This window comes from Streptosporangium sp. NPDC000396, assembly GCF_042898655.1.
Lineage (GTDB): Bacteria > Actinomycetota > Actinomycetes > Streptosporangiales > Streptosporangiaceae > Streptosporangium.
Genome location: NZ_JBIAZA010000007.1, coordinates 310986 through 332090 on the forward strand (window position 1 = coordinate 310986; position 21105 = coordinate 332090).

Below are 21105 nucleotides of genomic sequence, written 5' to 3' on the forward strand. Positions count from 1 at the left end.
AGGCGGGGAATCCGGTGAACTAAGGCACCGTGATCGAATTCCATCGCGTCAGCAAGACGCACAAAGGGGTGAAAGCCCTCGACGAGGTGTCCTTCACCGTCGAGGCAGGCTGTGTCACCGGATTCCTCGGGCCCAACGGCGCGGGAAAATCGACGGCTCTGCGCATCCTGACCGGGCTCTCACGACCGACGTCCGGGGCGGCCACCGTACTCGGCCGGCCGTACGCCGAACTCGCCTGCCCCGGCCGCCGGGTCGGCACGCTGCTCGATGCCGGCGCCCTGCATCCGGGACGCAGCGGGCGAGAGGTCCTGACGCTGGGGGCGTTGATGCTGGGCCTGCCTCGCTCGCGCGTCGAGGAGAGCCTGGAGCTGGTCGGGCTGACCGGCAAGGAGAGCAGGCGGGCCGTCGGCGGCTATTCACTGGGCATGCGGCAGCGGCTTGGCATCGCCCACGCGCTGCTCGGCCAGCCCGAGGCGCTCATACTGGACGAGCCCGCCAACGGCCTCGACCCGCAGGGCATCCAGTGGATGCGCGGGCTGCTGCGCAGCCTGGCCGACTCCGGGTGCGCGGTGCTGCTCAGCTCGCACCTGCTGCACGAGGTGGAGCAGGTCGCCGATCAGATCGTGATGATCGGACGCGGCCGCGTGCTCGCCCAGGGCACCGTCGCCGAGTTCGCCCGTGGTGGCGGCCTGGAGCGGACCTTTCTCGAACTGACCGCCCAAGCCGACAGGAGCGCCGCATGACCCCTACCGACATTCCGTTCACCAGGCTGCTGCGGGTCGAGACCCGCAAGCTGTTCGACACCCGCAGCGGTCTCATCCTCACGGTGAGCGCGATCGGGCTGGCGATCTTGGCCGTCGTCGCCAGGGGCCTCGCGTCGGAGCCACGCTGGTTCACCCTGGCCGGTAGTGCCGCCATCCCGCTCGCGATGCTGATGCCCGCGCTGGGCATTCTCACGGTGACCGGCGAATGGCGGCATCGCACCGCGCTGACCACGTTCGCGCTGGAGCCCCGGCGCGGGCGGGTGCTGGCGGCCAAATGCCTGCCGCCAGTGGCGGCCACCGTAGTGGGCTGTGTGTTCGCGCTGCTGGCGGCCCTGCCCATGAACGCCATCGCCGCCGCGGTCCACGGCGTCGAGGCCACGTGGACAGTCGCGCCCACCAAAGTGCTGGGCTGGATCGCGACGATGGTGCTACTGACCGGCGGGGGCCTCGGCATGGGTCTGCTGTTGTTGAACGCGCCGGCGGCGATCGTGATCTATTTGTCCAGCACGGCCCTGTGGAGCGCCGTCGCCCTGCTCGGCGACATGGGCGCGATCCTGGCGGAGTGGCTCGACCTCAACCGCACTACCAATCCCCTGATGAACGGCGAGCTCACCGGCGAATCCGCCCTCAGGCTGGCCGTGTCGGTGCTCGCCTGGATCGTCATTCCGATGGCTGCCGGGGCGCTGCGCATCTCGAGGAAGGAGATCGGCTGACGGCAAGCCAAGCCCGGCAGGAGGCGGCATCACGCAGCACCGCCATCCGGCCGTCACGGACATCAGGGGGTACCGTCGATCAGATAGCGGTTGACGGCGTATTCGACGCAGGCGCGGGCGGCCACGTCGCAAGCCGAGGCGGCAGTTCAAATGGGCGGCATGGCTGTCGGCCCACCAATTCAACGACGACGGCATCTTCAGTCCGTGGATCGTCGTCTACGGGATCCCGCAGTTCCTGGTCTGGGCCATCGGCCTGTTTTTGGCTGCCTGGTCATACCGCGCCCGTACTGCCTGACGGCGGCGCGCCCGGCCCTCCCCACCGGGCTCACCCGCCGTGTGGTCAGCGGACGAGGCGTCGCCAGCAGATGATGGCTGCGGCCAGGCTCATGAAGGCCTCGTGGATGTCGTCGCGGATCTCCCAGCGGATGCGCAGGCGTGCGAGAACCGGATGAGGCAGGCCGAGGCATGGTTCCTGGGCGGGCTCGTCGTCGAACCGGTGATCGGCGGCGAGCCTTCCGGGCCCACCGGCCGCGGGGCAGGTCGCCGTTCAGGCCCGCGACCTCGCCCCTTCCACGCTCACCCGGTCGACGATGTGCTCGCGGCCGTGGTTGCCCCTGGTGAGCAGGTCGGCCAGCGGGCCGGACCCGGCGTGGTCCGAGTTCCGCAGCGCGCATGCGACCTCGGTCAGGTCTCGCACCACCGCGTCCAGCACGGCGGCGACCGGGTCGGCGTTCTGCTGGAGGATGTCGCACCAGAGGCTCGGCGCGCCGGTCGCGATCCGGGTCACGTCCTGCAGGCCTTTGCCGACCAGCGAGAGCATGGTGTCGTCGGCGGTCGCGAACCTCGCCGCGAGCGCCGCCGACACCAGGTGCGGCGCGTGCGAGACCGCGGCGACGACCCGGTCATGGGCGTCGGGGGCGATCACCTTGGCCTCTCCCCCGCACAGCTCGACCAGTTCGGCGACTGCCCGCACCGGCCCCGGCGGTGTCTCCGGGTGCGGGCACAGGGCCCACGGCCGGCCGGTGAACAGGTCCGCGCGCGCCGCCCGGGGACCCGACAGCTCACGGCCTGCCATCGGGTGCCCGGGAACGTAGGTCGTGAAATCGCACCCCGCGAGCTCGGCGTCGGTGAAGATGCGGGCCTTCGTGCTGGCGACGTCGGTGTACACAACGCCGAGTTCGCACTCCTGGGCGTCACGCAGCACGCCGACGACGGTGGACGGCGGAGTGGCGATCACCACGACGTCGGCGGGAGGATCATCGGGCGACAGCGCGACGCCCGCTCCCATCGCTTCCGCCTCCGCCACCACCTCGGTGTCCAGGTCGTAGAGCCCGACGTGAACATCGGCACGCCGCAGCGCGAGCGCGATCGACGTCCCGATGACGCCGGTGCCGAGAACCGCGACGCGGCGAAGTGTGGTCGGATTCATCAGCCCTCCCGGAGTGCCCTGGCCGAACCTTGCGTGATCACGGAATCCGGCAAGCCTTCCCGCTCCACTCAAGGCCGGACCGCGGCCGGGTCGTGCCGCGAGGACAGACATGCTCGACCGCCGTCTGCGGCCCGGATCGTCCCGTGAGCAGTCCTGACCGCCGTCATCTCGGCTGAGAGGATGCGAACTGGCCGGGCGAACGGCCCGGCCCGGCCGGTCCGCGGTAAGCCTGGGCGATGTCCAGCCAGCGGTCGGCTTCGGCGCCGGTGGCGACGACCGCGAGGTCGTCACGGTGCCGCCGCCGCGTCACCAGCAGGCAGAAGTCTGCGGCGGGCCCGCTGACCCTCTGCGCCGAGTCCGCCGGGCCGTACTCCCACAGCTCGCCGGAAGGGGCGGTGATCTCGAAACGGAACTCGGTCTCCGGCGGTGTCAGACCTCGCGACAGATAGCCGAAGTCCCTGGTCAGCACCGCGAACACGACGAGATGCTTGAGCCGGTCGGTCGGCTCCCGCCGCACCCCGAGCGCGTCGGCGATGTCCTGGCCGTGCGCGAACTGCTCCATGATTCCGGCGCACGCGAGGACGATGGGCGGCAGGGGGTTGACCAGCCACGGCACCGTCTCACCGGGCGGCACGGAGGCGAGTGCCTTGACCACGGCGGCGCGCTCGGCCCGCCAGCGCTCCAGCAGCACGTCCGGGGTGTCGTTCGCGTAGTCGGCGAGCGCGGCGTTCACCGCACCGTTGAAGTCGCTTTCCGCGCCCGCGATCATCGCCTTGAACGCCTCGGCGTCGGTTGCCGCCGTCCCGGCCAGGCGGAAGATGAAGGCGAGGTGGGCGATCTGATTGGCGATCGTCCACCCGGGTGCGGGGGTGGGCAGTTCCCACTGCCGCGCGTCGAGACCGGCGACCAGCCGGTCGATCTCCTCGCCCTCCGCGGTCAGGTCTTTGAGCACGCCGTCCAGCTCGGTCACGTGTCCGTCCTCTCATTCGGGATCGGGCCGGGCAGGGCCTTTCGTCACTCACCCGGCGCACCGGCCCGCTCAGCGGAACAGGCGATGACGAATATTTCGCCTGCGGACGACATCATCGAAATTCGTTAAATTAATATCGTCGAATCAAGCATGCATCGGCGGAAATTCGCTGTCTTCTCCGTGTGTGCTTTCGTCGGGATCCGGCCCGGCGGCCCGACGTCCGGCCGCCACCCGCGACGAAGCCGGAGGCCATATCGCCCGACCGGGCAGGGCCGGCCCGGGATCTCTTCTCCAGGTGACCGTACGCGGCTTTCCGGGTGACCATACGCGGCCGCCGCCGCACCGGACCGGCGCGGCGGCGGAAACACGGAAACACGGAAATGCGGAAATGCGGAAACAGGGCGGCGCGGCGTCGGCCGCGTAAGCCGGCCGCCGCTGCGGACATGGGCCAGGCCGGACCGAGCCGAGCCAGGCCGAGCCGAGCCAGGCCAGGCTGAGCCAGACCAGGCCGAATGCCCGCGATGCCCTGCCTCGTTCGCCGAAGGCCGGTGCCTAGCTGCCGCTCAGCACCTGGTCCACCGCCTCGGCGAACCCGACGGGGTTCAGGGCGAAGCCCTGGTGGTTGCCGGGGAAGTCCACGACCTTGGCGTCGATGCGCTCGGCCAGGATCACGCCGGTCTGGTTGGGCATCTGCCCCTGTGACTCCTCGCCGACCGCCACGACGACCCGGGTCTGCGCGGCCCGCAGCCCGTCGATGTCAGGCGTGTGGTCGTTGACCATCGGCAGCAGGCGGGAGAGGAAGAAGTCGCTGTTGGCCTGCATCCTGCCCATGGCCTCCAGCGCCTCGGGAGGCATCTGCGAGAAGTCCGGCATCGGAGGGGGCTGAGGGGGCTCATGGCCCTGCGCGGCCGCCTCGGGACCACCCTCCGCGGTCGCGATGAACTGCATCATCGCGGGGCCGGCGCCCGCCTTGGCGTAGGTCTCGTAGACGCCCTCGAAGGCCGCCAGCCACCGCTCGCTGTCGGGCAGCAGCCTCAGGAGCGGGGGCTCGTGCGCCACGAGGGTGCGCACCTGCTCGGGGTGGCGGGCGACCAGGTTGAGCCCGATCAGCGCACCGCCGCTGCAACCGAGCACGTACGCCGGCTCGCTGGTGACCGCCTCCAGCACGCGGTGGGCGTCGTCGCCGTGCACGTCGAGGTTCTGCTCGTCCGCCGGCCCGTCGAGGGGACTGCGGGAGGTGCCCCGCGTGTCGTACGTGACGACCGTGTATTTCTGGGAGAGGACTCCGGTGAGGCCGCCGAAGGCGCCGGCGTCGGCCGGCGCCCCCGGGATCAGCAGCAGCACCGGCCCGGACCCAGAGACCTCGTAGTGCAGGGTCGCGCCCGGCACCTTCAGGGTGTCCGTCTTCGTCGTACTCATCAAATCGCCTCCATGCCTGTGCATGTCGGGGGCCGCATCCGGGCCCCGTTCTTCCGGTCGAAATGTCTGGAATGAATTTCAAGAAAAGAATACGCCCGGCAGACCACCCCGATTTCTCAACGGGCCAAATAATTCCGCAATGCGGATTCGACTCTTATTCAGAGTAGCAGTAAATCAAGTAAAAAATAGCTGGATTTAAGATGTTCCGGATCGGCGGCCGGACTCCACGGCCTCCGGGGAATCCCGGCACCATTTCGGCCGTCGCGGTCTCACCCGAAGGCGGGTGCCGTGCGAGATGTTTCCGAAGGTTTCGCCGGACGGGCCGATGTCCGAAGCCAGCTCCCGACCCGGCGCGCCGCGGCCAGGCTCGCCCACGAGGTGAGCTCGATGAGCGCCCGGTCGCCGGGTACCTCGCGGCGGAACTCGTCGATGACCGGCTGGTCGACCTGATGGGAGGCCATCGCCGTCAGCAGCGCCAGCCTGCCCGCCGGGCGCTGGGCGGCCGGCAGGACCGCCACCGCGTCGGAGACCCAGGCACGGCTGAGACCGGTCGGCTCGCCGTTCCACGCGGCCAGTTCGGCGGCGACCACATCACGGACGGGTTCCGGCACCGAGCGGTGCGCGCCTTCCTCGACGGCGGCGCAGGCCCGGGCGAAGGCCTCGGTGATGTTGGCCGCGCCGTCCGGCCAGAACAGCTCCGCCGGTGGCGGCGCGGCGGGCAGCAGTCCGAGAGAGGCTCCGGGCGGGTGGAACCTGCGGGCCGTCGGCCTCATGAACAGCCCGAGCAGCCGCATGAGGCCGCCCCGGGCTCCGGCAGGCACCTCCGGCGGCACCGGAGACTCACCGAGGAAGATGTTGACCATGCGGTTGAAGTACTGGAAGGTGACCGCCACCCCGGCCAGTTCGGCGACCTGTCCCGCCGGTAGCGGCAGGTCGTGCCGGGCGGCCGCCTCCCTCGTGCCGCTCACCCGGGCCCAGGCGGCGATCCGGCGCACGCCGGGATCGGCGATCGCCTCGATCCGGTCGCCGGCGATCTCGGCCGCGTAACGTCCTCGCACCAGGCCGCCCAGCGTGGCGCTGTGCACACCCACGCAGTACGGGCAGGTGTTGCCGAGTGACACCGCGGCGGCGACCACCTCCTTGATCGCCCTGTTGACCGTCCCGTGCGCGAGAAGCGACTCCCGCAGGATCAGCCAGCACGCCGCGAGGGGCTCCGGGGCGGGCGAGTGCAGGATCACGGGCGGCGCCAGCATGCCGAAGTCCCGTTCCACCTGCTCATAGACCGCCGCGACGAGGTCCCGCGCGGCGCCTGGCTTGACCGGCGAGACCTGCTGAATCTGAGACAGCGCGCTCCGCCGTGCCACCGGGGTGAGGATCCTGCCCATCTCCCGCTCCTCACTACCCGCGCAGCAGGCTGGGCACCAGCCGGGTCGCTCCCCGCCTGCCGCTGGTGGCGCCGTCCGGCGCCGGCGCGCCGTACTTGACGTTCACACCTCGCTGCTGGGCGGCCTGCACGATGCCGGGAACGGCTCGCTCGGCGAGCGCGGCGATGGTCATCGCCGGGTTGACCGTCAGCGCTCCCGGTACGGCGGAGCCGTCGGTGACGAAGATGCCGGGATGGCCCCGCAACTCGTGACGGTCGTCGAGCGCCGACGTCTCCGGGTCGTCGCCGATCCGGCAGGACGCCAGCGGGTGCACGGTGTAAGCGCCGACCACGTCGTTGGTCCACGCCGCCACCTCGGCCAGCCCGTCGCGCTCCAGGATGTCCTTCACCTCGGCGTCCGCCTCCGCCCAGCCGCGCAGCGTGTTCGGGGTCGGGTTGTAGCGGAGCCTGCCGACTCCGAGCATCTGCTGCGAGATCCGGTCGGCGTTGCCGAAGGCGGGGGGCGGGCCGAACACCCCTTCGTTGTCGTCCTCCGTCATCTGGAAAATGATCAGCCATGAGCGCCAGCGCTTGAGGATCTCCTTCTTCTCCACGCCGAACCAGCTCGGGCCGGTCGCCCCGGGCACCTGCGCGAGGATGGTGCCGAGGCCGGGAGGGAAGTACAGCTGCTCCAGGGAGAAGCGCGAGTACTCGGGCAGCGAGCCGTCGAGACGGTCCCAGTTCGCCACGACCGGCCCCTTGCCGATCTGGTTGGCCTCGTAGGCCAGGCCGTCGCCGCGTTCCAGGCCGAGCACGTCACGTACGCGGTCCTCGTTGAGGATGGCGGTGTTGAGCCGCTCGCCGTTGCCCGAGAAGTATCGGCCCACGGCGTACGGCATCGTGCCGAGCGAGGCCTCGCTGCGCTGCAGGATGACGGGGGTGGCGCCCGCACCGGCCGCGAGCACGACGATCTTGGCGTCGATCGTCCCGCCCTCGCGCCGGATCCGGTAGTCCTCGTCGTCGATGAGGTCGTAGTGCACCCGGTAGCCGCCGTCGTCGGTCCTCGAAATGCGCTGCACCTCGTGCATCGGCCGGATCTCCGCCCCGTGCGCGAGGGCCGCCGGCAGGTAGTTGAACAGCAGGGACTGCTTGGCGTCGAAGCGGCAACCGGCCATCATCCAGTTGCAGTTCGTGCACTTGCTCGTGTCGATGGCGACCGGGACCGGGTTCGCCGTACGGCCCGCGTGGTTGCACGCGGCCGCCCACAGCCCCCCGGCGTACGTGACGTCGTTCCAGTCCTGCTTCTTGATCGGGATCGACTCCGCCACCCGGTCGTACCACGGGTCCAGGGTGTCGCGGCTGAGCGCCGACGGCCACATCCGCCTGCCGATGCTGCCGTGACGCTCGAAGACGAAGCGCGGCGCGCGGGGCATCGCGGCGAAGTAGACGACGCTGCCGCCGCCCACGCAGTTGCCGCCGAGCACGCTCATGCCGTCGCCCACGACGAAGTCGAAGGCCCGCGTGTACGACGAGCCGAGTTTGAAGTCGTGGTCGAAGTCCTTGCCCGTCAGCCACGGCCCGCGCTCGAACACCACGACCCGCGCGCCACCGGCCGCGAGGTGGTAGGCCGTGATCGCGCCGCCGAAGCCGCTTCCGACCACGAGGACGTCGGTGCGTTCCGTGCTGGTCATGCGGGGCTCCCTGATGGGGTCGTGTCCGGATGCAGGTTGGCCAGTTGCCGGCCGTAGGAGTACTCCGGGAACCGCCACAGGCCGTCGGCGTCAGGCTTCGCGATGCCCATGGCGACCAGGCCGGGGTGTCCCGCCGCGATCGCGTCGGCGGTGCTCATGTGAGCCGCCGAGTCGAAGGCCATGTTGCTGAACAGGGCGAGGCTGACCCAGAACTCCTTTTCCGGGTGGCCGGGTGTGGTCAGCCGCTGCACCAGGAGGGTGCGGTGCTCGAACGGCAGCGCGACGAACGACGGCACCTGCTCGTCGAGGACGAGTTCGTGCTCGGCCGCGTAGGCCCGCGCGTGCTCGTTCAGCAGGCGGGCGAAGTCGTCCAGCCCGGCGGCCACACCGGTCGCGTCCCATTCCAGCAACTCGATGGCACCGGCCGCCACCGCGCCGCCGCCGGTGGCGGCGCCCGCGACGGCCCTGTCATCGGGCGACCGCTTCTCGCCGGGGACGATCGTGTCCGCGAACGCCTCCAGTGTCATTGTCCTGATCTGCTCTTCGTCCGGGGTACGCGGCGGCATAGGCGTTTCCTCGCGTCTAGTTCGACTCAGATCCACTACATGGTCCGGGCACCGTCATGACCGGTGCATCTTCTGCGTTGCCTTCCGCGTCGCCCTGCAGCACCGATCGGAGGGTGGCGAGGGCGCGGGCGGTCTGGCTGCGTACCGTCGACAGTCCGCTGCCCATCGCCCGCGCGGTCTCCTCGACGCTGCGGTCCTCCCAGTAACGCAGGACGACGACGGCACGCTGCCGGGGGCCGAGAACGGCGAGCGCGCTCATCAGCTGGAGCCGGTCGCCGAGCAGCGCGTAAGGGTCGGGTGTCGGCTCGGGCTCGGGTGGCCGGTCATGGAGGATCTCGCGTGTCCGCCTGTGGGACCTGCGATCACTGATGATCAGCCGGATCATTATCGTGCGCGCGTAGCCAGCGATCTTGTCACGATGCTGAAGGGCGTCCCAGCGCCCGTGGATCGCGATCAGAGTTCTCTGGACCAGATCGTCGGCCTCGTACCAGTCGGCCGAGAGCAGGAAAGCGGTTCGCCTCAGTGCCGGCCTGGCCTCTTTGACGTAGCGCGAGAACTCGTCATCGCGCGCCTCCGCCATCTGTTCTCACACCCCATCACAATGAATGGATCCCACGCGCTCCGGTGCGAAATCCCAAAAAAGCCACGTTCGACGACGACACATTGATGGCATTGAGCCAATGCCATCAGAATCAGCCGCCGCACCCTGCGGGACAACCCCTATCCGACCCCCTATCCGCCCTTATTCGGGTGCGGCCGAATCGGAAGAAACCCCCCAGATCAGTGCTAAGCCGAATCGAGAACCGGATACGAGCACGGCATGGCCGACGAGCTTTTCCCTCCGCTTCGCGGACCCGGAGGGCGGGGACCGGTGCGAGCGCCGGCACGCACCGAGAGAGGTCGCGAAGCGGAGGGCGCGCGGGACGCACCGGGATCCCGGGACGGCATCGGCCCGCTCGCGGACGCGGGGAACGTCGAGTAAGGCGGCTCGCGGCGAGACGCCTGAACGCCGACGGGACTCGTGGGACGCATGAGACCGGTCAATCAGCCGAAATCACAGCGGCCATTCGAAAAGAAAAGCACAGCCTGACCGGGATTACCCCTCTATTTCATGTCCTGACCTTTTCGGGCAACCTACCGGTTGCGCTCCCCTGAAAGGCGTGCTAGGCGAACCGCCTCAAGCCGCGGCCCGGCCCGCACACATCGTGTAACCGATCGACTACTTTTTATCCGCCCCAAAAAACCTCCGCCACCGTGCAGCGTTCCGCACCCCTGACGGCGTGTAGTGATCAGACCGTCCGACGGTCGTCACGGCAACAGCCAGACAGGGTCATGATCAGCAAGAACCGCCGAGCGAGGAGAGCGCAAGCCGACTCCCGCGACACCACGCGATCGACGACCTGTCGAGCAGATAAAGGAGCGGTCGCCTCGCGAATTTCTCAACGGAGCCTTTAGCCACGCGTTGCGGCATCGAATTCGATGAAGCAGTCGTCAATGGCGATCGAGCCATTTGTTGAACGCTCACCCCAGGCGAATCGGACAAACACAGGTCCTGAAATTCGCACAACATATGCGGACCGTGGCCACGTCGGCCACCTTTCCTGCGCATTGTAATTCAGGGTTGATTCGGACAACACCTCCACTGCACGGAGGAGCAATGGAAAAAGAAATCGAGCGGGCCGTCCTGCGAGTCATCGAGAGCATGCACGAGAACCTCGGTGAGCAAATCACCATCGATGACATGGCCCGCACGGCGATGTTCAGCAAGTTCCACTTCTCCCGTGTCTTCCAACGGGTCACCGGGCTGTCACCCGGCCGATTCCTGTCGGCGGTGCGGCTCCAGGAGGCCAAACGGCTCCTCGCCTCGACCTCGTTGACCGTCACGGACATCAGCCACCGGGTCGGCTACTCCAGCGTCGGCACCTTCAGCTCGCGGTTCACGAGCAGCGTGGGTGTCTCCCCGACCAAATACCGCCAGCTTGACTGCGTCACGCCGCAGGCCTTCACCGCCGGTCATCGAGATATCGCGGAGACCCGGTCCGTGACGGTCAAGGGTGCCATCCTGTCCCCTCTGGAGGAACAGCCCGTCTTCGCCGGGCTGTTCCCCGACCGCATCCTTGAGGGAATGCCCGTCAGTTACACGGTTCTCCGCAGACCCGGACCGTATGTGCTGGAGAACGTTCCTCCGGGCGAGTGGCATCTGATGGCGCAGTCCGTCGCCCCGGGCCGCGAGGACGCCGTCAACCACCCGCCAGGCGGCGACGAGGCACTGTGCGTCGGACGCCACGGGCCGATCACGATACGGCCGGACACGCACACGGAGCTGGCCGACGTCCAGCTCAGGCCGATGCGCCCCCTCGACCCTCCGGTGCTGCTCGCGCTGCGTGACCTGCTGGCCGCGGCCGCCGTCCAGCACGCACGCTGACTCCTGCCGGTGGCGAGCCGACCCGCCATCGCCACCGCCACGCTGACCCGCCGCCGCCGTCGCGCGCTAACCCGCCACCATCGTCGCGCGCTGACCCGCCGCCACGCGCCGACCCGCCACCGCCGCCACCGTGGCGAGCCGGGGAGCGACTCTGTGATCTGCCGCCGGCGTCGCAACACGGCATGACCCGCCGTACCGGGCAGTGAGTCACGCCGCTCGCGTTCCTCGGGCACACATGCGCCGCGGCATCCTGATCATGGCTTTTACCTGCGAGGACGCTTCAGAGCGTATCCACTCGGCAGGTTGCCGGAGATCGCGTCCGTGGATGCCGGATAACAGGTCTGCCTGTTCACGACCCTCGCCGGCCGCTGTCGAAGGACGCGGTCACGGGCCACTTGTCCGCGCGTCGCCTTGTCCGCATGCCGCCGTACAGGATCCGCGCGTCGCCTTGTCCGCGCATCGCCGGACAGGATCCGCGCGTCCCCGGACAAGGCTTTTTCATGATCTGCCGGGACCGGTGCCCTGCGGCGCCGGCCCCGGCAGATCATGAAAACGAGCGGGCGTCCTACGCGGGACGCACGGTCATCGGCAGCCCGCCGCGGATCCGGAGGGACAACATGGGCTCGGCGACCACCTGGTAGCCGGGCACCCTGGCCAGCCGGAGGTCACGGGCGACCATGGCGATCACGAACGTGGCCTCCATCATGCCGAGGTGGTTGCCGACGCAGAACCGCGGCCCGGCGCCGAACGGAATGTAGGCGTACCTCGGCCGGCCGGTGGGGCGGTCCGGGTCGAAGCGATCCGGGTCGAACCGGTCCGGGGCGTCCCAGAAGCCCGGATGCCGGTGCAGCGTGTAGGGGCTGATCAGGACATCGGAACCGGCCGGCACGTGGTAGCCGCCGACCTCGTCGTCCGCCTGGGCCTCCCGCGGCAGCATCCAGACCGGCGGATAGAGACGCATGACCTCTTCCACCACCATCGCGGTGTATCGCAACCGGTGAAGGTCCTCGTAGACCGGCAGCCGGTCACCGAGCACCTCGACCGCCTCGGCGTGCAGCCGTTCCCAGACCTCCGGGTGCCGATCGATGAGGTAGAAGGTCCATGACAGCGTGCTCGCCGTCGTCTCGTGCCCGGCGAGAAGCAGGGTGACCAGCTCGTCACGCATCCGCTGGCGGCCGACCCGGGGATCGGCCTCCTGCCGGGTCGAGCCGATCAGGCGGGACACGACGTCGTCGCCGCCGTCGCCGGTCCGCGCGAGGCGGTCGGCGACAAGGTGATCGACGATGCGCTGCAGTTCCCTGCGGGCCCGGCGGAAGCGCAGCTGCTTCGGCAGCGGCACCCACATCGGCACCTTGCTCAGCGTGACGAGCTCGAACATGGCCTGGTCCTGGACGGCCTCGAAGGAGTGCCCGATCGAGCTGAAGGCACCCAGGTCGGCGTCGAGGAGAGTGCGTCCCAGCACGCCGAGGCTGAGCCACGTCATCTCCTGGACCACGTCGACCGGCTCCCCGCCCGTACGGGCCCGCAGCCGGGCGACCAGGTTCGCCGCCTCCTCGGCGATGGTCCCGGCCTGCTGGGAGATCCGTTTGTTCTGGAACACCGGCTGGATCATCCTGCGCTGCTTGCGCCACAGCTCGCCCTCGCTGGTCAGCAACCCGTCACCGATGGCACGCCGCGCCTGCACGAGGCCGACGCCCTTGTGATAGTTGCCGCTGTTGTCGGCCAGCACGTACTTGGCCTGGTCGGGGTGGTTGAAGAAATAGAGAGTCTTCGGCCCGATGGACAGCCGCGCCGCGTCGCCGTACGTCGCGGCGAGCGTCATCATCCCGAGCCGGTCCGCCACCAGTTTCCTGAACAGGCTCGGGGCGGCCCAGGGTGGCGGCCCGGGCGGCACCCGGCGGGCGCCGGAGGGCCGAGGTGATCTCTCCGACTTCTCCGGCGCGCCTTTGGCGTGTCGCCCGATGAGGGTCATGCCGTCACCTCGCTCCAATCAGGAGTGATCTGACGGAACTTGCCCTTGTAGACCAGCATGGGATCCAGATCGGTCTGCTGGTGCAGGGACAGCACCTTTCCGATGAAGATGGTGTGATCTCCGCCGTCGTAGGCGCGCCACAGCTCGCACTCGAAGCTGGCGAGGGTGCGGTCGAGGAGCGGCACACCGGTCACCCGGCCGGGCAGCCAGTCGACGGGCTCGAACTGGGCCGCTCCCAGGGTCCGCCAGCGGTCCGCGAAGTGCATGGCCGCGGCCTCCTGGTGGGAGGCCAGCACCGACACCCCGAAGAAGCCCGTCGAGGTGAGGCACCGGTGCATCACCGCACCGCGGTCGACGCAGACCAGCACGAGCGGCGGGTCGAGCGAGACCGAGGTGAAGGAGTTGGCGGTCATGGCGTGCGGGATGGGGCCGCCCGTCGTCACCACGGTGACACCGGTGGCGAATGTCCCGAACGCCCGCCGCAGCGACTTCGCATCTGCCATCTCGCGGGATGACGTGGAGTTGTCGACGTTCACGCTGACCTCCTGGCTCACTTTCTGGATCCGCGCCTACGGCGCGTACGGTTCGAGCGCCCGGGCCAGCGCCTCGGGGACCCTGGCGGGGGCCGTGCGGGTGTTCGGCCCCCGCATGCACGCCACTCGCTGCCGGCCGCGGGCGATGAGCGTCTCGCGGTCACCCGCGTCGAGCCGGACGTAGTCGAAACTGAACTCGATCTGGGTCTGCGCGAGGTCGACCAGGCGCATCCTGATGGAGAGCTCGTCGAAAGCCGTGATCTCGGCGAAGAACTCGCAGTCGACCTTCAGCGTGAAGAGTTTCAGGTCGTCCTGGAGGTCTGCGAGCACCTCCGGTGCCCGCAGCTTCAGGAACATCTCCCGGCAACGCCCCTGCCAGCGCAGATAGTTGACGTAGTAGACGTTGCCGACGATGTTGGTCTCTTCGAAGCCGACCGTGTGCAGGTATTCGAAGTACTTTCCCATGACCTACGACCGCCCTTCGGTGAGGACTGCGAACACGACTGGGTCCGGGGCGTCCCGCAGGGCCGTGACGAGTGTCGCGATCCGCAGGCCGCCGGAGGCGAAGACCACCCACGCGTCCCGTCGCGCCGGGGCCAGGGTGAGGGGGGCGTCCGGCGGGAGACCGGCCTCTCCCAGGCATTCGACGGCGGCCAGCACGCGCGTTCCCGCGGTGTCGCGGCTCTCACCCGTCTCCGTGGCGACCCGGTCGACGAGGGACGCGTGGGCGCCGAGCAGTTCCCTCCACTCCGTGGCCGATCGCTCCGCCACGCGTTCGACGTCACAGCCCACCGTGCCGGTGGCCGCGACGCCGAGGGTGACCTCCGCCCCGTGGGACACCGAGATCACCTGGCCGCCGCCGGTCTCCGGCCGCCCGTCCGGCCGGTACCGGACCTCGGCCTGATGGCCGAGGGCCCGCCCCACCGTCACGGCCGCCCTGGCCTGGCGCTCCGCGTCGTCTTCCGGGACGTCCGAGTGGCGCGGCTCCACGGCGACCGCCACCCGCGCGCCGACCAGGTCCTCCAGCGTCCGCTCCAGGTAGGACCCGAGCAGCGGGGCGACCCAGGGCCCGCGCCCGTCCTTCTTCCGTACGGCCTGCAGGCGCAGTCCTTCCCAGCGCTCGACGACCTCGCCGGCATCCGTACGCACCGCGATGTCGTAGATGTAGGTGTCGCCGTCGCGGTGCCGCTCGGTGGCGCAGTAGCGCAGTTCTCCCGCCGCGGCCAGCGCGGCACCGCCGGGGCGCACGCGTTCGATCGCGGTCGGCAGCAGCGTGGCGTCCGGCACGCAGACCTGGTTGCCGTGCATGAGCGCGTCGCGCATGCCCGGGTCGCCGAGCAGCAGCTCGCCGGGCAGGAAACCGGCGAACCAGTCGCCCGTCTCCAGCGCCGCCACGTCCGCGTCGACGTGGCGGGCGGCGGCCCGGTGGTAACGGCGCAGGCGCTGGAACCGCCGGCCCTGGAACAGCACGTCCCCGTACATCTCCCTGGCCGGGTCCAGCGGCACCGCCGGCAGGCCTTCACCGGTCTGGTCCGGCGGCCCGTCCGGCGCGCTCTCTCCGGTGAACCGCAGCCGCGCCCGGAAGTGCTCCACCTCGAAGCCGGTCTCCGCGCTGCGGATGGCCACCTCGACCGTGTCGTCGCCGGTGACGGCCGCGGCGATCCGGATCGTGGTGCTGCCGTCCGGCGGCACGATCATGGGCCGCAGGAACTCGGCCTGCTCGATCGCCGGCACCGTGTCCCACCCGGTGGCCGCGAAGGCCACCTGTGCCATGGCCTCCATGCCGAAGACCGCCGGGAAGAGCAGGTTTCCGTCGAGGAGGTGGTCGGCGAGGTAGAGGTCCGTGCCGGCGTTCATCTCGACCTCGGTGACGAGCTCGACGCCGTGGTAGCGGATCAGCGGCTTGTCGACGAAACGCAGCAGCGGCAGCTCCGGCAGGTCGTAACGGACGGTGTCGATGCCCTCGGTGCGCCCGCTGATCACCACTACGGTGGGCGCGTCGGGGTCGGCGACCAGCCGCCGCATGATCTGCACCCCCTGCTCCGGGGAGATCGGCGTGATGCCCTTGCGGGTCAGGCCCTCGACGACCGACAGCCGCTCGCCCATACCGACGTCGGACCAGACCGACCACTCCATGCAGATGCTGCGGCACTGCGGGTGCCGCTCGGCGACCTCGCGGGTGAGGTCGGCCAGCCACTCGTTCGCGGTGGCGTAGTGCGCCTCGCCGTGCAGCCCGGCGCGGCCGATGATGCTGCCGAACGCCACCAGCAGGCGCAGCCGTCCGGGATCGACGGCGTCGAGCACGTTGCGCAGGCCGTCGACCTTGGGGGCGAAGGTGCGCCGGAACGCGGCCATGTCGAGGCTCGCCAGCCCGCCGGGCTCGTTACGTCCGGCGCCGTGCAGCACCGCCGTGACGGGCCCCAGAGCCGCCTCCACCTCGGCGACCCCGCGACGCACCTGGTCGGGGTCGGTGACGTCGGCGCGGGCGTAGTGCACGGTCACGCCGGAGTCCGCCATCCGCCGGAGGTTGGCCGCCAGCTCCTGGTCGTCGGCCGGGTCCGAACGTCCCAGCACGGCCAGCCTGGCACCGCTGTCGCCGGCCACGGCCAGCGCGCATTCGGCGGTGATGCCCTTTCCGCCGCCGGTCACCAACAGCACGTCGGTCCCGTCCAGGGGTTGCCGCGTGCGGGCCGGCCGTACCGGCATCGCGCGCATCGTGGGCACCCGTCGTACGCCGTCCTCGTCGTAGTAGGCCTCGGCGTAGCTCGCGGTCGCGGCCACCTCGGCCACCACCCAGCCGACCGCCTCGGGCGTCGCCGGCACGTGCACGATGCTGGTGCGCAGGTGAGGGGCCTCCAGCTGGAGTGTCTTGGCCAGGCCGGCCGCGCCGCGGCCGTGCTGGACCAGGACGAACCGGCTGCCCGGCGCGCCGCCCATGGCCGCCTTCGCGCCCAGCAGCGCCTGCTCCAGGTGCTCCTCGGCGCACTCCAGCGGCAGGCACACCAGCACACCGGAACCGACCTTCTCGTTTTCGAGAGCCCGGCGCAGCGGCTCGGCGAGCGGGGAGTCCCCGGCCGCGTACACCTGCCACTGCCCGCTCTCCCTCGGGACCGTCCGCGCCGGCAGCGGCAGCTCGTCGAGGTCGACCGTGAACGGCCGGGCCCACGGGGCGGCTCCGGCCACCGTCCGCGCGGGCGCGGCCTCGGTGGACTGGGCGTTCTGGGCCAGCGTGTCGAGTGCCTCGGCCAGCTCGCGCAGGCTCGCGGTGGCGAGGTTGGTCGGCGCCTGCGCCGCGGGCACGCCCAGCCGCTGGGTGGCCTGGTCGATGATGTGCATCACCGTGACCGAGCTGAGGTGCAGCTCGTCGAGCGGACGGCTGTCCTCGCCCACCATGTCCAGGGGCAGCTCGGCGCGTTCGGCCGCGAGCATGCGCAGCAGGTCGATGCTCGACTCCGCGGACCGCTCGTCGGCCTGCGCACCGGCCTGCGCGGTGGGAGCGGCGTCGGGCCGCGCGATCTCCTCGGCCCGGCGGGCGCCACCGCGAATGTGGATCCGCGGTGCCTGCTCGGTGGGGTTCGCGAAGAACGTGAACTCGGCGCCGATCTCCAGCGGCCGGACCAGCCGGCCCTGGAAGACTTCCTCGTGAACGATCGGGACGCCGGTGACGTAGGCCGCGCCGGCCACCCGCAGCAGCCCGCTCAGCGACTCGTCGTCGGTGTCCAGTGCGACCGCCGGCACTTTCACCGTTCCCGCGGCCAGTCCGCTGAGCACCCGGCCCGGGCCGACCTCGATGAACAGGTCGACGTCCTTGGCCGCTCGCTCCACGGCCTGGGTGAACAGCACGGGGTCGGTGATCTGCCGGCGGAGCAGCGCCGGGATGTCGGTGTCCGGCGGCAGCGCCTCCCCCGTGACCGTGGAGACGACCCGCCGTTCGATCGGGCCGAACTCCTCGCCGGCGAGCCGCGCGCCGAAGGCCTCGGCCGCCGGTGCCACCAGCGGCGAGTGGAAGGCGTGGGACACCGACAGGCGGGTGCAGTTCAGGCCGGCGTCGGCGGCCTTGCGCCCGACGGCCTCGATCGCGTCGACCGGTCCGGCTATGACGGTCTGGTTCGGCCCGTTGTATCCGGCGATCACGACGGGCAGGCCGGCCAGCAGCTCGGCCACCGCGCCCGGCGCCGCGCGGACACCGGCCATGGTGCCGGAGGCGCTGTGCTCGGTCATGGTCCGGCCGCGGATGCCCGCCACCCGCAGCAGGGCCTCCTCGTCCATCGCGCCGGCCCACTGCAGCGCCGAGATCTCGCCCAGACTGTGCCCGACCGCGACGTCCGCCTCCACGCCGAGGAGGGAGAGGGCTCGCAGACCGGCCATCGAGCCGGTGACGATGCGTGGCTGGGCGACCGCGGTCGCCACCATGTCACCGGCCGTGGGCAGCGCCGCCGCGACGTAGATCTCCTCGACCTCGGCGAAGCGCCGGCGCAGCGCGCCGCCGCTGGTGCCGCGGCCCGACCCCTGGCCGGGGAAGAGGTAACCCACCCGGCCCGGCCTGTCCACGTGGCCGAGGAACGCCCGGCCGTTCGGTGTGAACAGGCTGGTCTCACCCTCGTCAAGGGCGTCGAGCACGCGCCGCAGCTGCCGTTCGGCGTCTTCCGGGGAGGAGACGACCACGGCGGCCCGGTACGGCAGGTCGCGCAGGTCGCGCTGGAGCGTGGCGGCCAGGTCGGCGAGCTGGGCGTAGGACAGCTTCGGCACGAAGCCGGCCAGTTCCGCGAGCCGGTCGCGCAGCGCCTGCGGGGAGGCGGCGTCGGCGAGCAGCAGTTCCGCGTCCTGCAGTGACGAGGCCAGCATCCTCGTGCGGGTGGGCAGCGGCACGCGCCGCCGCGGACCGGTCTTCTCAAGCACGACGTGGGTGTTGATCCCGCCGAAGCCCATGGCCGTGACACCGGCGCGCACCGGGGAGCCGGCGGGCCAGGGCTCGGCCTTGCGCAGCACGCGCAGGGTCGCCGACTCCTCGGTCAGCACCTGGTGGGGGTCGACGCAGCCGATGGCCGGCGGCAGCACCTGCTCGTGCACCGCCATCGCGGCCTTGATCAGGCCGGCCACTCCGGCGGCGGCCTTGGCGTGCCCGATCATTCCCTTGATCGAGCTGATCGCCGCGGGCGTGGCCGCGGGGTTGGCGGCGGCCCTGGCGCCCGATATGGCGGTGAGCTCCGTCATGTCGCCGACCGCCGTACCGGTGCCGTGCCCCTCGAACAGCTCCACGGTGTCGATGCCGAAACCGGCCCGCTCGTACGCTCGCCGCAGCGCCAGCTGGTACCCGCTGACCTCGGGCCTCGTCATGCCGCCCTTGCCGTCGGACGAGATTCCCCATCCGGCGATGGTGGCGTAGATCCGGTGCCTGGCCTGAACGGCGTCCTGCTCGCGCATCAGCACGAGCATCCCGCAGCCCTCGCCCGGCCAGAAGCCGTTGGAGCCGCGGTCGTACAGCCGCATCTCGCTCTTGGCCAGGGCACCGGTCTTCGCGAAGCCCACGATCTCGAACGGGTCGATGGACAGGTCGACCCCGCCCGCGATCGCGACGTCGATGTCGCCGTCGATGAGCGCCTTCGACGCCGTCGTGACCGACAGCAGCGACGACGAGCACGCGCCGTCGACGGTGTAGCCGCCCCCGTTGAAGTCGAAGTGGTTGCAGATCCGCCCGGCGATCGTGTTGGACAGGCCGCCGGCCAGGGTGTCCTCGTCGATGGCGGGGAACGGGCTCTTGTAGGTGGCCTCGAAGTCGTCGAGGAACGCGGCCAGCCGGTCGTCGTCCCAGCCCTGCTCCTTGAGCGCCGCGGCGAGCGTGCGGCGCACGTACGGCCAGCGCAGGCGCATCACGTTGGCCCGGGTGAACTCACCGGTGAGGGTGTTGCCCACGACCACGCCGGTGCGCTCGCGGGGCAGCCCCTCCCCCATCGGGAAGCCCGCGTCGGCCAGCGCCTGGCCCGCCATGTCGAGTGCGAGCCAGTGGGTGAGGTCGGTCGAGCGGTAGGTGCTGCCAGCGATCTTGTAGGCGATCCGGTCGAACTCGTATCCCTCGATGACCGCGGCGTTGCGCGCGTAGAAGCGGTCCGGGGTGGCCGGGTCGGCGTCCCAGTAGTCTTCCAGCCGCATTCGCACGTCGGGCAGTCGGCGGAAGGCACGGCGACCGGCGAGAGCGTTCTCCCAGAGCTCTCTCGGCGATGCGGCGTCCGGGTAGCGGCACGCCATGCCGACGATCGCGATCCTGGTCATACGGTCGCGACCTCCTTCTCAGCGCTCGGATGCCCGTTGACGGCCGGGACGGGCACCTGGATGGCGGCGCCGCGCTCCTGGGCCTTGGCCTGCTCGCGCGCCTTGTCGACGATGTGCAGAGACCAGAGGAACCCGCCGCGGATCAGGCAGACGATGGCGGTGGCGAAGAAGATCCCGTAGGGGATGTTCATGCCGGTGAGGATGCCGTAGACCACGGCCGCTCCCCCGCCGAAGGCGAACTGCGACAGCGGCTTGGAGGGGCTCGTGCCCGGGTCGGTGATCATGTAGTTGGTGAAGAGGATGAACGCCACCCCGGTCATCATGGCCAGCCCGCCGGGGATGGAGGTGTCCAGGACGAGACCGCGGAAGACCGCCTGCAGGACGAAGACGCCCAGCCAGCCGAAGATGAGCCACATCCGGTTGGTGAGCTTGGCGTTGAGCATGGTGCCGAAGAAGATGATGACACCGGGGACGATCCAGTCGATCGGGTTGCTGACCTGCTCGGTGAAGTGGTACGGCGGCGCGATGCTGGCCCAGGGGAAGAGCACCAGGATGGTCGCGATGCCGAAGTTGGAGGGGTTCATGAAGTGCCTCAGGCGACCGCGCACCGGTGCCCGCAGCACCCACTTGGTTCCGACCGCGACGATGACCCCGAACATCATGACCAGGAGCTGGTCGTTGACGTAGATGAGCATGTTCATCGCGAGGCTGGTGATGTGGGCGGGGAAGAGGAACTCCACCAGCCCGCGGACGCCGTTGCCGGTGAACCGCGGCGGGCGCCCTTCGATCCGGGCCCCGAGGATCTCCAGTCCGATCTCCACGGTGTAGCCGGTGGCCAGGGCGATGAACGGCCACAGCCAGGGCTGCTCGAAGCCGAGGACCGTGTATCCGAGGATGTTGAAGACCGACATCGAGATGGCGAACCTGCGCAGGGCCGTGACGACCTTCGGGTCGTGACGCGGCGGGGTGGGGGTTTTCTCGGCCATATCG

General features: G+C 70.2%; 14 protein-coding genes and 1 pseudogene. 3 read left to right on the plus strand and 12 right to left on the minus strand.

Annotation, left to right across the window (positions count from 1 at the left end):
- Nucleotides 1-29 precede the first annotated feature (29 nt).
- On the plus strand, nucleotides 30-743 hold the full coding sequence (locus tag ACFY2X_RS14265) for an ABC transporter ATP-binding protein (RefSeq protein ID WP_389937576.1): 714 nt from the start codon (nucleotides 30-32) through the stop codon (nucleotides 741-743).
- Complete coding sequence (locus ACFY2X_RS14270; protein ID WP_389937579.1) at nucleotides 740-1477, plus strand: hypothetical protein; 738 nt, start codon at nucleotides 740-742, stop codon at nucleotides 1475-1477. Before ACFY2X_RS14265 ends, ACFY2X_RS14270 begins: the two co-directional genes overlap by 4 nt.
- A 547-nt stretch (nucleotides 1478-2024) precedes the next feature.
- Here the strand turns inward: ACFY2X_RS14270 and ACFY2X_RS14275 are convergent.
- The 7 genes and pseudogenes from ACFY2X_RS14275 to ACFY2X_RS14305 all read right to left on the minus strand — a co-directional run bounded on the left by ACFY2X_RS14275 (nucleotide 2025) and on the right by ACFY2X_RS14305 (nucleotide 9495).
- The gene (locus ACFY2X_RS14275; RefSeq protein WP_389937581.1) at nucleotides 2025-2906 is read right to left on the minus strand and encodes a prephenate dehydrogenase; all 882 of its coding nucleotides are present in this window, start codon (nucleotides 2904-2906) and stop codon (nucleotides 2025-2027) included.
- Nucleotides 2907-3165: 259 nt separating this feature from the next.
- Nucleotides 3166-3876: pseudogene (locus ACFY2X_RS14280) on the minus strand (TIGR03084 family metal-binding protein); the annotation flags it as partial.
- A gap of 552 nt (nucleotides 3877-4428) precedes the next feature.
- Nucleotides 4429-5295 carry an alpha/beta fold hydrolase gene (locus ACFY2X_RS14285; protein ID WP_389937584.1) on the minus strand — a complete coding sequence of 289 codons (867 nt, stop codon included), beginning with the start codon at nucleotides 5293-5295 and terminating at the stop codon, nucleotides 4429-4431.
- Between the two features lie 269 nt (nucleotides 5296-5564).
- Nucleotides 5565-6680, minus strand: a complete 1116-nt coding sequence (locus ACFY2X_RS14290; protein WP_389937587.1) for a carboxymuconolactone decarboxylase family protein — start codon at nucleotides 6678-6680, stop codon at nucleotides 5565-5567.
- 13 nt (nucleotides 6681-6693) lie between these two features.
- A complete protein-coding gene (locus ACFY2X_RS14295; RefSeq protein WP_389937591.1) occupies nucleotides 6694-8349 on the minus strand; it encodes an FAD-dependent oxidoreductase in 1656 nt (551 codons plus the stop codon).
- Nucleotides 8346-8915, minus strand: a complete 570-nt coding sequence (locus tag ACFY2X_RS14300; RefSeq protein WP_389937594.1) for a DUF5987 family protein — start codon at nucleotides 8913-8915, stop codon at nucleotides 8346-8348. The genes ACFY2X_RS14295 and ACFY2X_RS14300 overlap by 4 nt, the downstream gene beginning before the upstream one ends.
- Before the next feature lie 16 nt (nucleotides 8916-8931).
- Nucleotides 8932-9495 (minus strand): SigE family RNA polymerase sigma factor, encoded by a 564-nt coding sequence (locus ACFY2X_RS14305; RefSeq protein WP_389937597.1) that lies wholly within the window; start codon nucleotides 9493-9495, stop codon nucleotides 8932-8934.
- 1077 nt (nucleotides 9496-10572) lie between these two features.
- Here ACFY2X_RS14305 and ACFY2X_RS14310 point away from each other — a divergent pair.
- A complete protein-coding gene (locus ACFY2X_RS14310; RefSeq protein ID WP_389937600.1) occupies nucleotides 10573-11340 on the plus strand; it encodes a helix-turn-helix domain-containing protein in 768 nt (255 codons plus the stop codon).
- A 565-nt stretch (nucleotides 11341-11905) separates the two neighbouring features.
- Here the strand turns inward: ACFY2X_RS14310 and ACFY2X_RS14315 are convergent.
- From ACFY2X_RS14315 to ACFY2X_RS14335, 5 genes are read right to left on the minus strand one after another with little or no spacing between them, the layout of a single operon-like run.
- Nucleotides 11906-13312 carry a cytochrome P450 gene (locus tag ACFY2X_RS14315; protein WP_389937602.1) on the minus strand — a complete coding sequence of 469 codons (1407 nt, stop codon included), beginning with the start codon at nucleotides 13310-13312 and terminating at the stop codon, nucleotides 11906-11908.
- Nucleotides 13309-13848 (minus strand): flavin reductase family protein, encoded by a 540-nt coding sequence (locus ACFY2X_RS14320; RefSeq protein WP_389937605.1) that lies wholly within the window; start codon nucleotides 13846-13848, stop codon nucleotides 13309-13311. The genes ACFY2X_RS14315 and ACFY2X_RS14320 overlap by 4 nt, the downstream gene beginning before the upstream one ends.
- Before the next feature lie 33 nt (nucleotides 13849-13881).
- On the minus strand, nucleotides 13882-14310 hold the full coding sequence (locus ACFY2X_RS14325; protein WP_389937607.1) for an acyl-CoA thioesterase: 429 nt from the start codon (nucleotides 14308-14310) through the stop codon (nucleotides 13882-13884).
- A gap of 3 nt (nucleotides 14311-14313) precedes the next feature.
- A complete protein-coding gene (locus ACFY2X_RS14330; protein ID WP_389937609.1) occupies nucleotides 14314-20115 on the minus strand; it encodes an SDR family NAD(P)-dependent oxidoreductase in 5802 nt (1933 codons plus the stop codon).
- Nucleotides 20112-21101 carry an enediyne biosynthesis protein gene (locus tag ACFY2X_RS14335; RefSeq protein WP_389937612.1) on the minus strand — a complete coding sequence of 330 codons (990 nt, stop codon included), beginning with the start codon at nucleotides 21099-21101 and terminating at the stop codon, nucleotides 20112-20114. Before ACFY2X_RS14335 ends, ACFY2X_RS14330 begins: the two co-directional genes overlap by 4 nt.
- Nucleotides 21102-21105: the final 4 nt, after the last annotated feature.